A 16,794-nucleotide genomic window follows, 5' to 3' on the forward strand; every position below is an offset into this window, starting at 1 on the left:
ATTTGAGATAAAAAAGATAAATTTAAACCTTTATTTCATTTTTTCATTATTTTACATCTTATGAAAAAAATATAATTTTGTACTTATCTAATCTTAAAAAAGGAGACAAAGGTATTATAAAAGGATATAAAAATGAAGATTATCCAATAAAATTACTAGAATTAGGAATCCTACCGGGAGTTCAATTTGAAGTTGTTTTTGTTTCTATTTTCTATGATCCATTATGTATAAGTTATGATAAATCTTTTTTAGCTTTACGTAGAAAAGAAGCAGAAAATATTATAGTAGAACCTATTATTAATGAATAATAAAATAAGATTTGTTAAACTAGCACTTATCGGAAATCCAAATGTAGGAAAGACTTGTTTATTTAATAATTTAACTGGATTAAATCAAAAAGTTGGAAATTATTCAGGGGTTACAGTAGAAAAAAAAGTAGGATATTTTTCCTTTGAAAAAGTTCAATATCAAGTAATTGATTTACCAGGGACATATAGTATCTATCCTTCATCTGAAGATGAAGAAATTGTATGTCATTTATTAAATGATGAAAAGAACCATGTTGATTCTCCCGATAAAATAATTGTAGTAGCAGATTCTTCTAACATAAGAAAAAGCATTTTTCTTTTCAGTCAAATACAAGATTTAGGATTTCCTGTATTATTCATATTAAACATGATGGATCAAGCGAAAAAAAAGGGGGTTTATATTAACGTAAAAAAACTTAAAAATATTCTATCATCGGAAATTATTTGTATTGATGCGAGAAAAAGAATTGGATTAGAAAAATTAAAAAATAAAATAAAAAATTTAAAAAAAAAAGAAAGTACATCTTTATTTTTTTGTCCAAGAAAAATTTACTATGATCCAATTCATGAAGTAAAAAATATTTACAATATAAATAATACATATAAAGCTTGGCTTTATTTATCAAATAATAAAATTATTTTAAATAATAATATTCATCATTTAAAAGAAATAAAAAAAAAGTACAATATTTCTTCTAGAAAATTACAAATAAAAGAAACATTAGATAGATATGAAAAAATAGGAGAAATATTATCAAAATCAGTTTTAAATATTGTATCAAATCATAAAAAAAATATATTAGAATTTTCTAAAAAATTAGATAATTATGTAATTTTACATCCATTTTGGGGTTATTTTATTTTTTTATTTATTTTGTTTTTTATTTTCCAATGTATTTTTTTTTGGTCAGATCATCCGAAAATACTTATAGAATATTATTTTTCTATTATTAGAAAAAAATTGGAGAATATATATCCAGGACCTTTAAATGATTTCTTATTACAAGGAATATTACCTGGAATTAGTGCTGTAATTTCTTTTATTCCACAAATATTCATTCTTTTATTTTTTTTACTTATTATGGAAGAAAGTGGATATATCAGTAGAGTTATTTTTTTAATGGATAGAATTATGCGTCCATTTGGACTTAATGGAAAAAGTATAGTTCCACTCATTTCCAGCATAGCTTGTGCTATACCCGCAATAATGTCTGCTAGACATATTGAAAATTCAAGAGATCGTTTAATTACTATTTTAGCAACTCCTTTTATAACGTGTTCAGCTAGATTGCCTGTTTACACATTAATTATATCTCTAATCATTCCGAATAAAAAATGGTATTTTATTCAATTGAAAGGAATAGTTCTAATGGGAATGTATCTTATAGGAATTTTATCTGCATTGACGGTCTCTATGTTACTACATAAATTATTAAGAAAAAATTATAGAAGTCATCTCATTATGGAAATGCCTACATATAAAATTCCAATATTTAGAAATATATGGATACCAATATGGATAAATCTTAAATCATTTATTATAAATGTAGGAAAAATGATATTGTTAGTTAATATAATAATTTGGGTTTTAGGAAATTTTGGTCCTTCTAATAATAATGTTGTAAATAATAATAATAAATGGATAATCATACAAAAAAGCAATCTACCCAATTCTTATTTGGGCATATTAGGAAAAAATATAGAACCTTTACTTCATCCGTTGGGATATAATTGGAAAATAGGAATAGGAATATTATCTTCTCTTGTAGCAAGAGAGGTATTTGTTAGCACTATGACTTCTGTTTATAATATAGAGAAAAAAGAAAATGTTTCTTTAAATGAAAAGATGAAAAATGATTCTTTTTCGGAAACAAAAAAACCTATAGCTACAGGATTATCTATATTGTCTTTTTATGCATTTTCTATGCAATGTATGAGTACTTTATCTATAATAAAAAAAGAAACAAAATCTTGGAAATGGCCTGTAATACAATTCGTATTTATGACTATATTAGCATATGTTACTTCTTTTATTATATACCAAACATTAAAATAATATTATGTGGTGGCAATACTTAATAATTGGAATATTTTTCTTTGTTTCTATTTTTTTTTTGTTAAAAAAATTAGTTTCTTTTTTTTATCAAAAAAATTTTTGTAAAAAAAAGTGTAATTGCAAAATATAATTATTCTTCTATTGAAGAATATATCATTTTTCTAAAAAAAGAAGATAAAGATATACCAGCAGATTCTAACTGTTTTGGGAAAATACTATCTTTTGATAAACCTGGTATCGTATTTATTTCTAAAAAGTACGGTTCACCATTGACTATTATATATTCTGATCTTGACATTCCAGATAAATTGAAAATTTCATATACTTTTTTGGCAATATCATGTACTTTTTTTTCTATATCAGGTAGTAATTTTGCTGGTGTTATTTCTTTAGATTTACCAGAATATTTTGATTCAAAATCAAAGAAATCATTCTGACTGATTATTTCTGTTATAGGTAAAACAAAAATTTCCCCTTTATAGGAAAAAACACCTACAGAAATCTCTTTTCCATCAAGAAAAGATTCTACAATAATTTCTTCATCTTCCTGAAAAGCTTTTTCTATTGCAAATAATAATTCATTTTCTTTATAAACTTTACTTATACCTATACTAGATCCAGATCTATTAGGTTTGATAAAACATGGAAGACCTATTTTTTTTATAATTTTTTTTTTATCAAAAATTTTTTTCTTATTTATAAATAAAAACTTTGCTGTATGAATATCAAAATTTTTCAAAAAAGTTAGACAATATTTTTTGTTGAAAGTTACATTAGAATGATGAAAAATAGATCCAGTGCAAGGAATTTTTAATAATTTAAAATAAGCTTGTAATATTCCATCTTCTCCTGGAGTTCCATGAATGACATTAAATACACAATCAAATTTAATAGTTTTATTTCCTATTTTTACTGAAAAATCATGTTTATTAATATGATATTCCTTGTTATTATCATCTTTTAATAACCATTTATTATCATTAAAAATATAAACCCGATAAGGTTCAAATTCCGATCTACTTAAATGATTGTAAACAGCTGTCCCGCTTTTAATAGAAATAAGACATTCTTTTGTATAACCCCCCATCACAACAGCTATTTTTTTCATTATTTTTATATTTGAATAAATAATATACATATGAATTCTGTAAAAAAAAACATAAAAAGTTTTTTATGAACTATTCAAAATATATATTAATATTCATTTTCAATTTATTAGCTGCAATATTTATATTATATAAAATTACTCAATTTGCATTAAAATGGGTCGATGTCTATACAAAACATGGATCTCATGTTGAGGTTCCAGAATTACGGTATATGACATTAACAGAATCTATATTAATTTTAAAGAAGTTAGGATTGAAATATAATATAGATAAATCATATTACGATCCATCATTAGATAATGATAAAATTATTTCTTTTTTTCCAAAAGTTGGATCTCATGTCAAACAAGGAAGATTTATATACATGAAAATAAATTCAAAACCAAATAAATATTGTAATGTTTTGCCGGATATTTTTAATAAAAAAAAAAATATAGCTATAAAATTATTACATAAAAATAATCTATTTATTAAAGAAATAAGATATATAGAAGATGATGATATTTATAAAGATAAGATTATAAAAGTATTTTATAATAATCAATCTATTACATCAGGATATGTATTTTGTAAAAAAAACGATGGAATTACTCTACTGATAGGAAAAAGTTTTCATAATAATCATAATATAGTTCCAAATGTTACTGGAATGCCGATAAAAATAGCTATTTCTATTTTAAAAAATAAATTTTTTAATACTGTTAATTTTTACTATGATTATCAAAATACGAATGATCATAATGCAAAAGTATATCGTCAAAAACCTGATCCTGGTACAATTTATGATAAAAATAAACCTATTGATTTATGGTTATCATTAGAAGAACCTACTACTCCTCCATTACCAATTGGAAATAATAATCCCGTCATTAATACTCCTTTAGATAAAAAACCTGTAAAAACAACTATTCTAAAAAAAAAATCAAAAAATGAAAGAAACAAAAATAAAAATCATAGTTGATAAAAATGAAAAAAAAATACGTATTGATACATTTTTAGCAAATAGAATACAAAATATTAGTAGAAATCAAATTCAAAAAGCTATGAATTCAAGTCAAGTATTAATCAATAAAAAAACTATTAAAAAAAAAACCACAAAATTAAACCTCTAGATTCTATTGAATTATCAATTGATTCATTATTATACAATAATAATAATATCGATAATTTAGAGTATGATAATATCATAAAAGAAAAAATGAATCTTAATATTGTTCATGAAGATGAAGATGTTATCGTAATTAATAAACCATCAGGTATTGTTGTACATCCTGGTTACGGAAATAAAAAAGGTACATTAATTAATGGAGTAAAATATCACTTAGAAAAATATTCTAACTATAATGAAAATTTATATAGATGTGGTTTGATTCATAGACTAGATAAATATACATCAGGTTTATTGATTTTTGCAAAAAATGAATTATCTCAAAAATATTTATTAAAACAATTCCACAAAAAAATTATCAAAAGAAAATATATAGCTTTAGCATGGGGCGATATCAATGAAAAAAAAGGAATTATAAATGGATTTATAGGAAGAGATTTGAATAATAGGAAAAGAATGATGATATTAAAAGAAAATAAACAAAAAGGAAAGTTTTCTGTTACTCATTATAAAGTAATAAAAAGATTTCAATATATAACATATATATCTTGTGAATTAGAAACTGGAAGAACACATCAGATAAGAGCTCATTTAAAATATATAGGACATCCATTATTTAATGATTCAACATATGGAGGCAATAGAATTTTTTTCAAAAAAAAATTATCCAAAAATAATATAGATTTTTTTCATAAATGTTTAAAAATATTACAAGGACAAGCATTACATGCCATATCTATTTCTTTTATTCATCCAAAAAAAGGAAGTTGTAACTTCTATAGTCCTATTCCTAAAGATTTTGAAACAGTATTAAATAAATGTAAAAACCAATTTTATAATAATGTTCCATGTAATAATATATAAGAAATAGAAAAATATATCATTAATCCAATAACATCAACCAATGTTGCTACGAAAGGAGCTGATGAACTAGCTGGATCTCCATTGAATTTTTTTATTATAAAAGGTAACATAGATCCGCTAAATGTACCCCATAAAACTACTCCTATCAATGATAAAAATACTGTTAAACCCACTAATATCCAATGTGGACCATAGTTAAAAAAATTAATTTTATGCCATGCAATAACACGTATAAAACCCGTTATACCCAAAATACTCCCTAAGAAAAAACCACAAATAATCTCTCTTTGCATAACGGTCCACCAATCTTTTATTTTAACTTCTCCTAAAGCCATTGCTTGAATAATTAAACTTGCTGCTTGAGATCCACTATTCCCTCCACTTGAAACAACTAAAGGAATAAACAAAGCGAGAACTATAGCTTTTTCCATAAATCCTGAAAATTGTTGCATAACTGTAGTTGTCATCATTTCTCCAATAAATAACAAAATTAACCAACCTGCTCTTTTCTTTATTAATTGATATAAAGAAATTTTCATATAGGATTGATTTGAAGTATTTTTTTTAGAATTATTGATAGACCATACTATATCTTCTATAGTTACTATACCTAATAAAAATTTTTTATCATCTATTACAGGAAATGACGCCCTATTACTATTTAGAGAAAATAGTTGAAAAGCTTCTTTTTCTGTATCAGTAAGATTTAAAGCTGCAGTATATTTACCATCCATTAAATCATATAACTTTGTATTTGGATCAACAAGTAAAAAATCTCGTATTTTGAGATCATCTATTAATTTTCCTTCTTCATTGACTATATAAATAATTTCTATAATGTCGCTATTTTTTACTTTTTTTCGAATATAGTCTAATACATCCTGTATTTTCCAATTTTTTTGAACTGCAATATAATATGGAATCATTAGACATCCTACACTATTTTTAGGATATCCTAAATATACTAAGGTATTACGCTTATCTTCTTTTTTTTTTAAATATTTAATTAAACATTTTAAATCATTTTTAGATAAATTTTTAAAAAAAGAAATACGATCATTTACAGATAGATGATTCAATAGTTCTATTTTTTTTTTAATAGGTAGTTTTTCTACAATTTTTTTTTTTGTATAAAAGTCTAAAAAATTAAAAATAGAAACAACCTTATTTATTTTTAGCAGATTCAATATTGTAATAATATCATTTGGATGACTTTGTATTATTTTTATTAATACACTAGTAGTTTGATTATTTAAAAATTCCTTATTATTTATCAAATAATCTTGATGATCATTAAACATTTTATCTTGTTTTTAGAAAAACTTTTTATTTTTTTGCATTACTATGTAGTTATTAAAATTACATAATGTAATTTTCTTATAAAATTTATGAAAATATAAATGGAATATAATTATCAAGAAATAGAAAAACGTTGGCAAATATATTGGAAAAAAAACAATATTTTTAGAACTAAAGAGAAAAAAAAATTAAAATATTATATTTTAAATATGTTTCCATATCCATCTGGAGCAGGTTTACATATAGGACATTGTTTAGGATACATTACATCAGATATTTATGCAAGATATAAAAGATCTCAAGGATATAACGTCCTAAATCCTATAGGATTTGATTCGTTTGGATTACCTGCAGAACAATATGCTATACAAACAAATAAACATCCTTTTGAAACTACTTCTCAAAATATAAAAAAATACAAAAATCAAATAAATAATCTTGGGATATCGTTTGATTGGAGTAGAAAAATATGCACTAGTGATCCAAATTATTATCATTGGACTCAATGGATGTTTATTCAAATTTATAATTCTTGGTATGATAAAGATAGTGAAAAAGCAAAATCTATTAATCTATTAATTAAAGAATTCCAAAAGAATGGAAATTTTTATGTAAATGCAAGTACTTCATTTGAAAAAAAATTCAGTTCTAATATATGGAATCAATTAAGTGTTTTAGAAAAAGAATCCATTTTATTAAAGTATAGATTAGCTTACTTAAGTAAATCTGTAGTTAATTGGTGCCCAGATTTAGGTACTGTGTTAGCTAACGATGAAATAGAAAATGGAAGAAGTCAAAGAGGTGGGTTCCCAGTACAAAGAAAAAAAATGAAACAATGGCATTTAAGAATTTCTGCTTATGCAAACAGACTTTTAAAAGGTTTAAAATATATTGAATGCTCAGACTCTTTAAAAAATTTGCAATCTAATTGGATAGGAGAGTTAACAGGAGCTTTTGTTGTATTTGATATAGTTTATCCTATTTATTCAAAAAATAATAAGATAATAAAAAAAATTAAGTCATTTATACATCATCCAGAATATATTTTTGGAATGTCTTTTGTCGTTTTATCTTCAGAACACCCACTTTCAAAGGAAATAGCTATTCCTTCTGATCAAAAAAAAGTTTTAAACTTTATTCAAAAAACAAAAAATAAAAATATTTCTGGTATTTTTACAGGAAATTATGTTTTTCATCCTTTTATTACAGATCAAAAAATTCCTATTTTCATTAGTGATTATTTTTCCTTTGATAATCAAATTGAATCTATAATAGGAATCCCCTGTAATGATAAAAAAAGTGAAAAATTTGCTAATGAGTTTGGAATAAACTTTATTCAAGTTAATTTTTGTAAAAAAAGTCAAAAAATATTTTTCAATTCAGGATTCTTGAATGGATTAAATAGTAATAAAGAAGCAAAAAAAAAAGTAATTGCAAAATTAATTGAAAAAAAAATAGGAAATAAAATTACAACCTATAAAATACGTGATGCTATTTTTTCTAGACAAAGATATTGGGGGGAACCGATCCCTATTTACTTTAAAAATAAAATTCCTTATGCAATACCAATTGAAAAATTACCCATTATTCTTCCTAAAATAGAAAATTTTCATCCATCGGATGGTAAATCTCCATTAATTAGAGCAAAAAAATGGGCATGGGACGAAAAAAATATGAAAATAGTATCAAGCATTAATATTGATGATAAAAAAAACATATTTCCAATAGAAACTGATACTATGCCTAGCTGGGCAGGATCTAGTTGGTATTATCTTAGATACATGGATCCTCATAATACAAAGTTTTTTTTGTCTAAAGAAAAAGAAAATTTTTGGAAAAAAGTTGATTTATATATTGGTGGATATGAACATGGTACAGGACATTTAATTTATTCAAGATTTTGGCACAAATTCTTGAAAGATAGAGGATGGATAAATACAGAAGAACCTTTCAAGAAAGTATTAAATCAAGGAATGATATTAAATTATTCATATAAAATATTAAAAGTTATAGATAAAAATATTTTCATATCCTATGGATTAAAAAATAAAGAAATATTTCGATCTTATTCATACCAAGAAATATATGTTAAAACAAATTTAATAAATAAAAAAAATGAATTAGATATTAATCTATTTAAAAAGACTTATCCCTCATTTTATGATTCTTATTTTTATCTAGAAAATGGAGTATTTATTTGTAAAAATAAATTAGAAAAAATGTCAAAATCTAAATATAACGTTGTCAATCCAGATCATATTTCAAAGAAATATGGAGTAGATATATTTAGATTATATGAAATTTTTTTAGGACCCGTTACACAATCTAAATGTTGGGATGATAAAAAAATTAATGGAATTAAAAATTTTATAAATAAATTTTGGAATTTATTTCATAAAAATGGAGTTTTTCAAGTTAGTGAAATATATCCTTCATCAAAAGAATATTATATATTACATCATACTATAAATAGTATTCACGAAAAAATGAAATATTTTTCTTTGAATACAATTATTAGTTCCTTTATGATTATTGTTAATCAACTAACAATAATGAAATGTAACAAAAGAAAAATATTAGAACCTTTGGTAAAATTAATAGCACCATTTGCTCCTCATATAACAGAAGAAATATGGAATAAATTAGGTAAAAAAAAATCTATTATATACTCAAAAATTCCAATGTCAAATATAAAATATCTTAATAAAAAAGATAAGGTAAAATATCCAATTATGTTTAATAATAAATTAAAATTTGTAGAATCATTTGATAAAAATATTTCCATTAAAGAAATAAAAAATTATATTTTTAATCATTACAAAACAAAACTTTTTTTGAAAAAAAAAACTATAAAAAAGTTTATTATAATACCAAATAAAATAATAAATATTCTATTTTAAAAAGAATAAAATATATCACTTTTTACACATAAAATGTTGTAAATTTGTATTTAATAAAAATATTAGCTTATTTTTTGAGTAAATGCTCTTTATATGTTAAAAAAACACCAAAAAAAAACTGGTACATCATCATATAGTAGTTTTTTCAATTGTATAGAAAAAAATTTTGATAAAGCAACTAAATTTATTTCTATAGAAAAAGGATTATTAGAACAAATAAAAGCCTGTAACGCTGTGTATAGGGTTCATTTTCCTATAAAATTAGGGAAAGAAATCAAGGTTATTGAATCTTATAGAGTTCAGCATTCCCATCATAAATTACCTTGTAAGGGTGGAATACGATATAGTACAAAAGTGAATCAAGATGAGATTATGACATTAGCAGCTCTGATGACTTATAAATGTGCAATAGTAGATGTTCCTTTTGGAGGAGCTAAAGGTGGAATAAAAATAGATCCCCAAACTATTTCTATAGAAGAAATAGAAAAAATAACTCGTCGTTATACTTCAGAGTTAATCAAAAAAAATTTTATTGGACCAGGAATAGATGTTCCAGCTCCAGATTATGGAACTGGAGAAAGAGAAATGAGTTGGATTCTTGATACTTTTTTATCTATTAAACCTGAAGATGTGGATGCTTTAGCGTGTGTTACTGGAAAACCTATATCTCAAGGAGGAGTAAGAGGTAGAAAAGAAGCAACTGGATTAGGAGTATTTTATGGAATTAGAGAATTATGTAAAATGAAGAAAGATATGTCTTCTATAGGGTTGAACGTAGGATTAGTAGGAAAAAAAATTATAATACAAGGACTAGGAAATGTAGGATATTATGCCGCCAGTTTTTTTTATCAAGCAGGAGCTATTATTGTTGCTTTAGCTGAAAGGGAAGGTGCAATTTATAATGAAAAAGGTTTAGATGTATCAGAAGTAATTTTACATTTAAAAAATACTGGATCTATATTAAATTTTCCAAAAGCAAAAAATATCGAAAATACTGAAAAAGCTTTAGAATTAGAATGTGATATATTAATACCCGCAGCACTAGAAAATGTAATCAATAAAAATAACGCAGATAAAATTAAAGCAAAAATTATTGGAGAAGCTGCTAATGGACCTATAACACCTGAAGCAGATGAAATTTTAGAAAAAAAAGGGGTTATTATAATTCCAGATATTTATTTAAATGCAGGAGGAGTAACAGTATCTTACTTTGAATGGTTAAAAAATTTGAGCCATGTTCGTCATGGTAGAATGGAAAAACGATTTAATGAAAATATGAATTCAGAATTATTACAAGTTATGGAAACTACTTGCAAAAAAAAAATATCACCAGATGATAAAAAAATTATTCTAAGAGGACCAAGAGAAATTGATTTAGTTCGTAGTGGGTTAGAAGATACCATGATTAGTGGATTTCATACAATTCGTGATTTAAAAATATCATTAAAAATACAAAATATGCGAACTGCAGCATTTGTTCTTGCTATTAATAAAATTGTAGATTCATATGAAAAACTAGGTATTTTCCCATAGTATTTATGTTAGAAAAAAATTTATTTTTGAACAAATATCTTTTTCATGAAGTATAAAAGATCATTATTGAAATTGAGTGGTGAGGCTCTTATGGGAAGTAATGGGTTTGGACTTCATTCTACTCGTCTTCAACAGTATGCAGAAGAAGTAAAAAAAGTAGTAGATATGGGAGGACAAGTTGCTATAGTTATTGGGGGAGGAAATATATTCAGAGGGTTCTCTAAAATAGGAGTAGATAAAATAAATAGAATAGAAGGAGATTATATGGGAATGTTAGCCACTGTAATAAATGGTATAGCTTTCCAATCATATCTGGAAAATGTAGGGATATGTACATATATTCAAACTGCTATCAGAATGGATCAAATAGCAGAACCTTTTGTTAAAGATAGAGCAATACGTCATCTAGAAAAAGGAAGAGTCGTAATATTCGTTGCTGGATTAGGAAATCCATATTTTACTACAGATACTGCCGCTGTTTTACGTGCTATAGAAATAAAGGCTGATGTTTTGTTAAAAGGTACTAGAGTAGATGGAATTTATACCAATGATCCCGAAAAGGATAAAGATGCCAAAAAATTAAAAAATATATCTTTTGATATGGCATATAAAATGGGAATAAAAGTTATGGATCAAACAGCATTTATTTTAGGAAATGAAAATAACCTTCCAATTATTATTTTTGATATAAATAGAAAAGGTAATTTTAAAAAAGTAATTTCAGGAGAAAAAATAGGAACATTAGTATTTAAAAAAAATAAATAAATAATGGAAGAATTAAAAAATATTTTCTCTTCCTGTAAGGAAAAGATGGAAAAAACTTTAAAAAAACTAAAAAAAGAAATTCATCATTTACGATTAGGCGGAAAATATATAGCTGATTTTCTTAGTAAAATGAATGTAAAATGTTATGGATCAACTATATCTATGATGGAAGTCGCTAATATTACAGTAATAGATAATATGAATATAAATATCCAACCATGGGATCATTCTATTATTCCACAAATAGATAAAACCATCATAGATGCAAATCTAGGTTTTATGCCTACTAATAAGGGAGATTACATTCATATCCGTATTCCTATTATCACAGAGGAAGAAAGGAAAAACTTAATGAAAAAAATTAAAGTGGAAACAGAACATGCAAAAGTACTTATAAGGAATATAAGAAAAAAAAGCAATCAAAATATAAAAAAATTAACAGTATCTGAGGATTTATCAAAATCTGGAGAAAATTACATACAAAAAATAACAAGTGAATATATCAAGAAAATAGATGATTTTTTCATCATTAAAGAAAAAGAAATATTGAAAATATAATGATGATAAAAAAACATTCAATTAAAGAATTACTAGATAAATGGGGTTTTTTTTTGAATAAAAAAGTTTTAGTTGAAGGATGGGTTCGTTCTTTTCGTTATTCTATTTTCATTACTTTAAATGATGGATCCACAATTAAAGATTTACAAATTGTTTTATCAAAGAAAATAGATATAAAAATTATAAAGAAAATAACTATTGGTACTTCAATTAGAGTGATAGGAAAGATCGAAAAAAGTATTGGTGATCAACAAATTATAGAACTAAAATCTTCAAATATTATTATATATGGATTTGCAAATCCAGAGAACATTCAAAAATCTATTTTACAGCCTAAAAAACATAGTTTAGAAAAACTAAGGGAACAATATCATTTGCGTTTTAGAACTAGAATTTTCAGTTGTATCATGCGAATTCGTAATCACATAGCTTTTTCTATTCATAAATATTTTCAAAAAAATGAATTTTTCTATTTGCACACTCCAATTATTACTACTTCAAACTGTGAAGGTAGTGGAAAAATGTTTCAAATTTCTACTTTAGAAAAAACAATACATACAGATAAAGATTATCTAAAAGATTTTTTTAAATGTAAAACTTATCTAAGTGTTTCAGGACAATTAGAAGCAGAAACAGCATGTATAGGGTTGGGAAAAGTTTATACTTTTGGACCTGTTTTTCGTGCAGAAAATTCAAATACTTCACGTCATTTATCTGAATTTTGGATGATAGAACCAGAAATAGCTTTTTATAGGTTAAAAGAAAATATGAATCTAGCTGAAGATTTATTAAAATATATAATAGAATATATTCTTAAACATAGTATAGAAGATTTATCATTTTTAAACGAATATTCAAAAAAATATAACAAAAAATCAAAAATATATCTTTTAGATAAACTAGAAAATATACTAAAATCTGAATTTAAAAGAATAAGTTATACCGAAGTCATAACTATTCTTAATAATGAAGAAAATAAGAAAAATATCAAATTTTCTTATCCAATTATTTGGGGAATGGATTTACAATCAGAACATGAACAATATTTAGTAAATGATTATTTCAAAATTCCAATAATAGTATTTGATTATCCATCTTCCATTAAAGCTTTTTATATGCGAATAAATGAAGATAAAAAAACGGTGAGAGCAATGGATGTTTTATTTCCTGGAATAGGAGAAATTATTGGTGGATCTGAAAGGGAAGAACGATATGAAATACTATTAAAAAGAATGAAAGAAACAAAAACAGATAAAAAAAGATTATGGTGGTATATAGAAACACGTATTTTTGGTTCTGTTCCTCATAGTGGATTTGGTTTAGGTTTTGATCGGTTAGTGCAATTTATTACAGGAATGAATAATATTCGTGATGTAATTCCTTATCCAAGAACTCCAAGTAATGCAGAATTTTAAAATATGTTAAAACAACAGTTATTACAAAAAGTACAGCATAAACTTTCTCCTCAACAAATTAAACTATTGAAATTAATTCAATTATCCACTTTAGATTTTGAACAAAAAGTTAAACAAGAATTAGAAGAAAATCCAGCTTTGGAAGAAACAGAATCAGAAAATTTTTTATCAGAAGAATCTTTGAAACAAGAAAATGATATTGATATCATAGAAAATGATAAAAATAACTCATCTATTTCTGAAATAGATGAGTATGAGTATTCAAATGATAATAAAATTACAGATATCAATAATTATTATAATAATCGGCAAAATGATATTGTTATTAATAATAGTAGTAACAATAATTGTTATGCTAGTAAAAACGTATATATTCCGACAATTATTTCTGGAACATCTTTTCAAGATTATTTAAAAAGTCAATTATATACATTTCGATTTTTAAAAAAAGAAGATTTATTAATTTCAGACTTCATATTAGGAAGCATAGATGATGATGGATATATAAGAAGAAAAGTTACATCTATATCAGATGATATTCATTTAATACTTGGAATTTCAGTAAATGAAAAAAAAATAGAAGACATTATCATAAATTATATACAAAAGTTAGATCCAACTGGAGTTGGAGCTAGAAATTTACAGGAATGTTTACTTATTCAATTAGAAAGAAAAAAATCAAGCAAAGAAATTTTAATTGCAAAAAAAATTATCAAAAATTATTTTGATAATTTTTTGAAAAAACATTACCAAAAATTGCAAAACAAATTACAATTAACAAAAAAAAATTTACGTAATGTTATTTCTAAAATAGAAAAACTAAATCCAAAACCAGGAAAAATTTATTCTGGAAACACCAACAATACTAATAATTTTAATGAAATTATACCAGATTTTACTATTTCTATAATAAATGGACAATTAGAGTTATCTTTAAATCAAATAAACACACCAGAACTTAAAATATCACCTTATTATTTAAAAATGTTAGATTTTCATAAAAATATAAAAAAATATGAAAAAAATGATATTATATTTATAAAACAGAAAATTGATTCTGCTAAATGGTTTGTAGAGGCTATAAAACAACGTAAAAATACATTAATAATAACAATGAATGCTATCATGAATTATCAAAAGGAATATTTTTTAACTGGAGATCCATATAAAATAAAACCTATGATTTTAAAAAATATTTCTGAAAAAATTGGCGTTGGAATATCTACAGTTTCACGTGTTGCAAATAGTAAATATGTAAACACTCCATATGGTACTTTTCTAGTTAAAAGTTTTTTTTCTGAAAAAATGATTAACAAAGAAGGAGAAGAAATTTCTTCTATAGAAATAAAAAAACTTTTAGGAGAATCAATAGCTAAAGAAAATAAAAAAAAACCATTAACTGACGAAAAATTATCTAAAATTTTACAAAAAAAAGGTTATATGGTTGCTAGAAGAACAGTTTCTAAATATAGAGATCAAATGCATATACCAATTGCCAGAATGAGAAAAACTTTATAAGTTATTCATTATAATTGTTTTACAGTTTGTAAATTCTGTTATGGATAGAATAGATAACTCTCTTCCATATCCAGATTTTTTTATTCCTCCAAAAGGAAAACGTGGATCAGAACTAACTAATTCATTGATAAATACCATTCCCGTTTTTATTTTTTTGGATAATATTTCTGCTTTATCCAAATCTTTTGTCCAAATAGAACTACCTAAACCATATAATGTATTATTAACAATATCAGGAATTTGTTCTTCTTTAGAAAAAGAAATAACTAAACCTATTGGACCAAATATTTCTTCTTCTCTTAAAAAAGAGGTATTATTCTGTTTTATTTTTAATAAAGATGGAGAAAAAAAATTATCATCTCTTTCAAGATTTAAGCATATTTCTCCTCCATTTGAGATAATATTTAAATATTGTTGATTTAATTTATCTGATAAATCACTTCTAGAAATATAACCTATTTTTGTAGAATCTTTATATAAATCTCCTCTACAATATTTTTTCATTTCTTCAATTACTATGTGTATAAAATCATCCATAATAGATTCGTCCACAATAAATCTTTTTGCTGATATACATGCTTGTCCCGTATTATTTAATCTAGATTTTGTAGCTAATTTTGCAACTTTTTTTATGTTATCTATATCTTTCATTACAATAAAAGCATCATTTCCTCCCAATTCTAAAATTGATTTTTTAATATATTTCCCTGATAAACTTCCTATTATACTTCCAGCATAACAACTACCTGTAAAAGTAACTCCTTGTATAACATCATTTTTAATAACATGCTCTATTTTATTATTATCTATCAATAAAATTTGAAAAACTCCTTTAGGGAAACCAGATTCTAAAAACATTTTTTCTAAAAAAAGAGAACATTCAGTAGTATTTATGGCTGGTTTAATAAGAATAACATTTCCTATTAACAAATTAGGAACAGCAGATCTAATAGGTTGCCATATAGGATAATTCCAAGGAGTAATTCCTAGTATAGATCCTATAGGTTCATACATAACATATGATTTCTTATATGAACTAGATATTTCTTTAAAAAGAATAGATTTATCTATGTTATTAGAGTAATATTTACATAAACTAATACTCTTATTGATTTCTAAACGAGATTGATTGATAGGTTTACCCATTTCTTTTGTTATAAAACAAGATATGATATCTCTTGCATTATATAAACAATTGGATAAATGCAATAAACATTGAATTCTTTCTGAAAAAGAAATATTTTTCCATTTTTTGAATGCTATATCAGCTATAGATAACTTTTTTTCTATTTCTTTATCAGACAAATAATAATATGTTTTTATAACATTATTATTTACAGGATTAAAAGTTCTATACATTA

14 protein-coding genes are annotated in these 16,794 nt (G+C 24.0%); 11 read left to right on the top strand and 3 right to left on the bottom strand.

All coding sequences use genetic code 11. The features are described from left to right. Nucleotides 1-77 precede the first annotated feature (77 nt). Both H0H49_RS02480 and feoB read left to right on the top strand, forming a co-directional pair. Nucleotides 78-308 carry a FeoA family protein gene (locus H0H49_RS02480; RefSeq protein ID WP_185864379.1) on the top strand — a complete coding sequence of 77 codons (231 nt, stop codon included), beginning with the start codon at nucleotides 78-80 and terminating at the stop codon, nucleotides 306-308. Continuing rightward, the gene (gene feoB / locus H0H49_RS02485) at nucleotides 301-2,364 is read left to right on the top strand and encodes a ferrous iron transport protein B (protein WP_185864380.1); all 2,064 of its coding nucleotides are present in this window, start codon (nucleotides 301-303) and stop codon (nucleotides 2,362-2,364) included. Before H0H49_RS02480 ends, feoB begins: the two co-directional genes overlap by 8 nt. A 130-nt stretch (nucleotides 2,365-2,494) precedes the next feature. Here feoB and H0H49_RS02490 read toward each other — a convergent pair whose 3' ends face one another. Further along, the gene (locus H0H49_RS02490; RefSeq protein ID WP_185864381.1) at nucleotides 2,495-3,472 is read right to left on the bottom strand and encodes a D-alanine--D-alanine ligase; all 978 of its coding nucleotides are present in this window, start codon (nucleotides 3,470-3,472) and stop codon (nucleotides 2,495-2,497) included. Between the two features lie 65 nt (nucleotides 3,473-3,537). Between H0H49_RS02490 and H0H49_RS02495 the strand changes: the two genes are divergently transcribed. The 3 genes from H0H49_RS02495 (at nucleotide 3,538) to H0H49_RS02500 (ending at nucleotide 5,445) form a co-directional block, all read left to right on the top strand. Further along, the gene (locus tag H0H49_RS02495) at nucleotides 3,538-4,434 is read left to right on the top strand and encodes a PASTA domain-containing protein (RefSeq protein ID WP_185864382.1); all 897 of its coding nucleotides are present in this window, start codon (nucleotides 3,538-3,540) and stop codon (nucleotides 4,432-4,434) included. Continuing rightward, entirely contained in the window at nucleotides 4,403-4,585 is a 183-nt protein-coding gene (locus H0H49_RS03075) for a S4 domain-containing protein (RefSeq protein ID WP_238784940.1), read from the top strand. Before H0H49_RS02495 ends, H0H49_RS03075 begins: the two co-directional genes overlap by 32 nt. 86 nt (nucleotides 4,586-4,671) lie before the next feature. Next, complete coding sequence (locus H0H49_RS02500; protein WP_238784941.1) at nucleotides 4,672-5,445, top strand: RluA family pseudouridine synthase; 774 nt, start codon at nucleotides 4,672-4,674, stop codon at nucleotides 5,443-5,445. Here H0H49_RS02500 and mgtE read toward each other — a convergent pair. Then, nucleotides 5,415-6,746: a magnesium transporter gene (gene mgtE / locus H0H49_RS02505; RefSeq protein ID WP_185864383.1), complete on the bottom strand. Its 1,332-nt coding sequence runs from the start codon at nucleotides 6,744-6,746 to the stop codon at nucleotides 5,415-5,417. The two genes, H0H49_RS02500 and mgtE, sit on opposite strands and share 31 nt — an antisense overlap. Before the next feature lie 99 nt (nucleotides 6,747-6,845). On the opposite strand from mgtE, the gene H0H49_RS02510 reads away from it, so the two are divergent. The 6 genes from H0H49_RS02510 to rpoN all read left to right on the top strand — a co-directional run bounded on the left by H0H49_RS02510 (nucleotide 6,846) and on the right by rpoN (nucleotide 15,433). Beyond that, entirely contained in the window at nucleotides 6,846-9,644 is a 2,799-nt protein-coding gene (locus tag H0H49_RS02510) for a class I tRNA ligase family protein (RefSeq protein ID WP_185864384.1), read from the top strand. Between the two features lie 93 nt (nucleotides 9,645-9,737). Beyond that, nucleotides 9,738-11,177, top strand: coding sequence for a Glu/Leu/Phe/Val family dehydrogenase (locus tag H0H49_RS02515; protein WP_185864385.1), 1,440 nt, complete (start codon nucleotides 9,738-9,740; stop codon nucleotides 11,175-11,177). Nucleotides 11,178-11,222: 45 nt separating this feature from the next. Continuing rightward, nucleotides 11,223-11,942, top strand: a complete 720-nt coding sequence (gene pyrH / locus H0H49_RS02520; protein ID WP_185864386.1) for a UMP kinase — start codon at nucleotides 11,223-11,225, stop codon at nucleotides 11,940-11,942. A gap of 3 nt (nucleotides 11,943-11,945) precedes the next feature. After that, entirely contained in the window at nucleotides 11,946-12,500 is a 555-nt protein-coding gene (locus H0H49_RS02525; RefSeq protein ID WP_185864387.1) for a ribosome-recycling factor, read from the top strand. Between the two features lie 2 nt (nucleotides 12,501-12,502). Then, on the top strand, nucleotides 12,503-13,915 hold the full coding sequence (gene asnS / locus H0H49_RS02530) for an asparagine--tRNA ligase (protein WP_185864764.1): 1,413 nt from the start codon (nucleotides 12,503-12,505) through the stop codon (nucleotides 13,913-13,915). 3 nt (nucleotides 13,916-13,918) lie between these two features. Continuing rightward, nucleotides 13,919-15,433 carry an RNA polymerase factor sigma-54 gene (gene rpoN, locus H0H49_RS02535; RefSeq protein ID WP_185864388.1) on the top strand — a complete coding sequence of 505 codons (1,515 nt, stop codon included), beginning with the start codon at nucleotides 13,919-13,921 and terminating at the stop codon, nucleotides 15,431-15,433. On the opposite strand, the gene H0H49_RS02540 is transcribed toward rpoN, so the two are convergent. Then, on the bottom strand, nucleotides 15,428-16,792 hold the full coding sequence (locus H0H49_RS02540) for an aldehyde dehydrogenase family protein (protein ID WP_185864389.1): 1,365 nt from the start codon (nucleotides 16,790-16,792) through the stop codon (nucleotides 15,428-15,430). The genes rpoN and H0H49_RS02540 overlap by 6 nt on opposite strands. Between the last annotated feature and the right edge of the window lie 2 nt (nucleotides 16,793-16,794).

The organism is Blattabacterium cuenoti, assembly GCF_014252035.1.
In the GTDB taxonomy this organism is placed as follows: Bacteria; Bacteroidota; Bacteroidia; order Flavobacteriales; family Blattabacteriaceae; genus Blattabacterium; species Blattabacterium cuenoti_Z.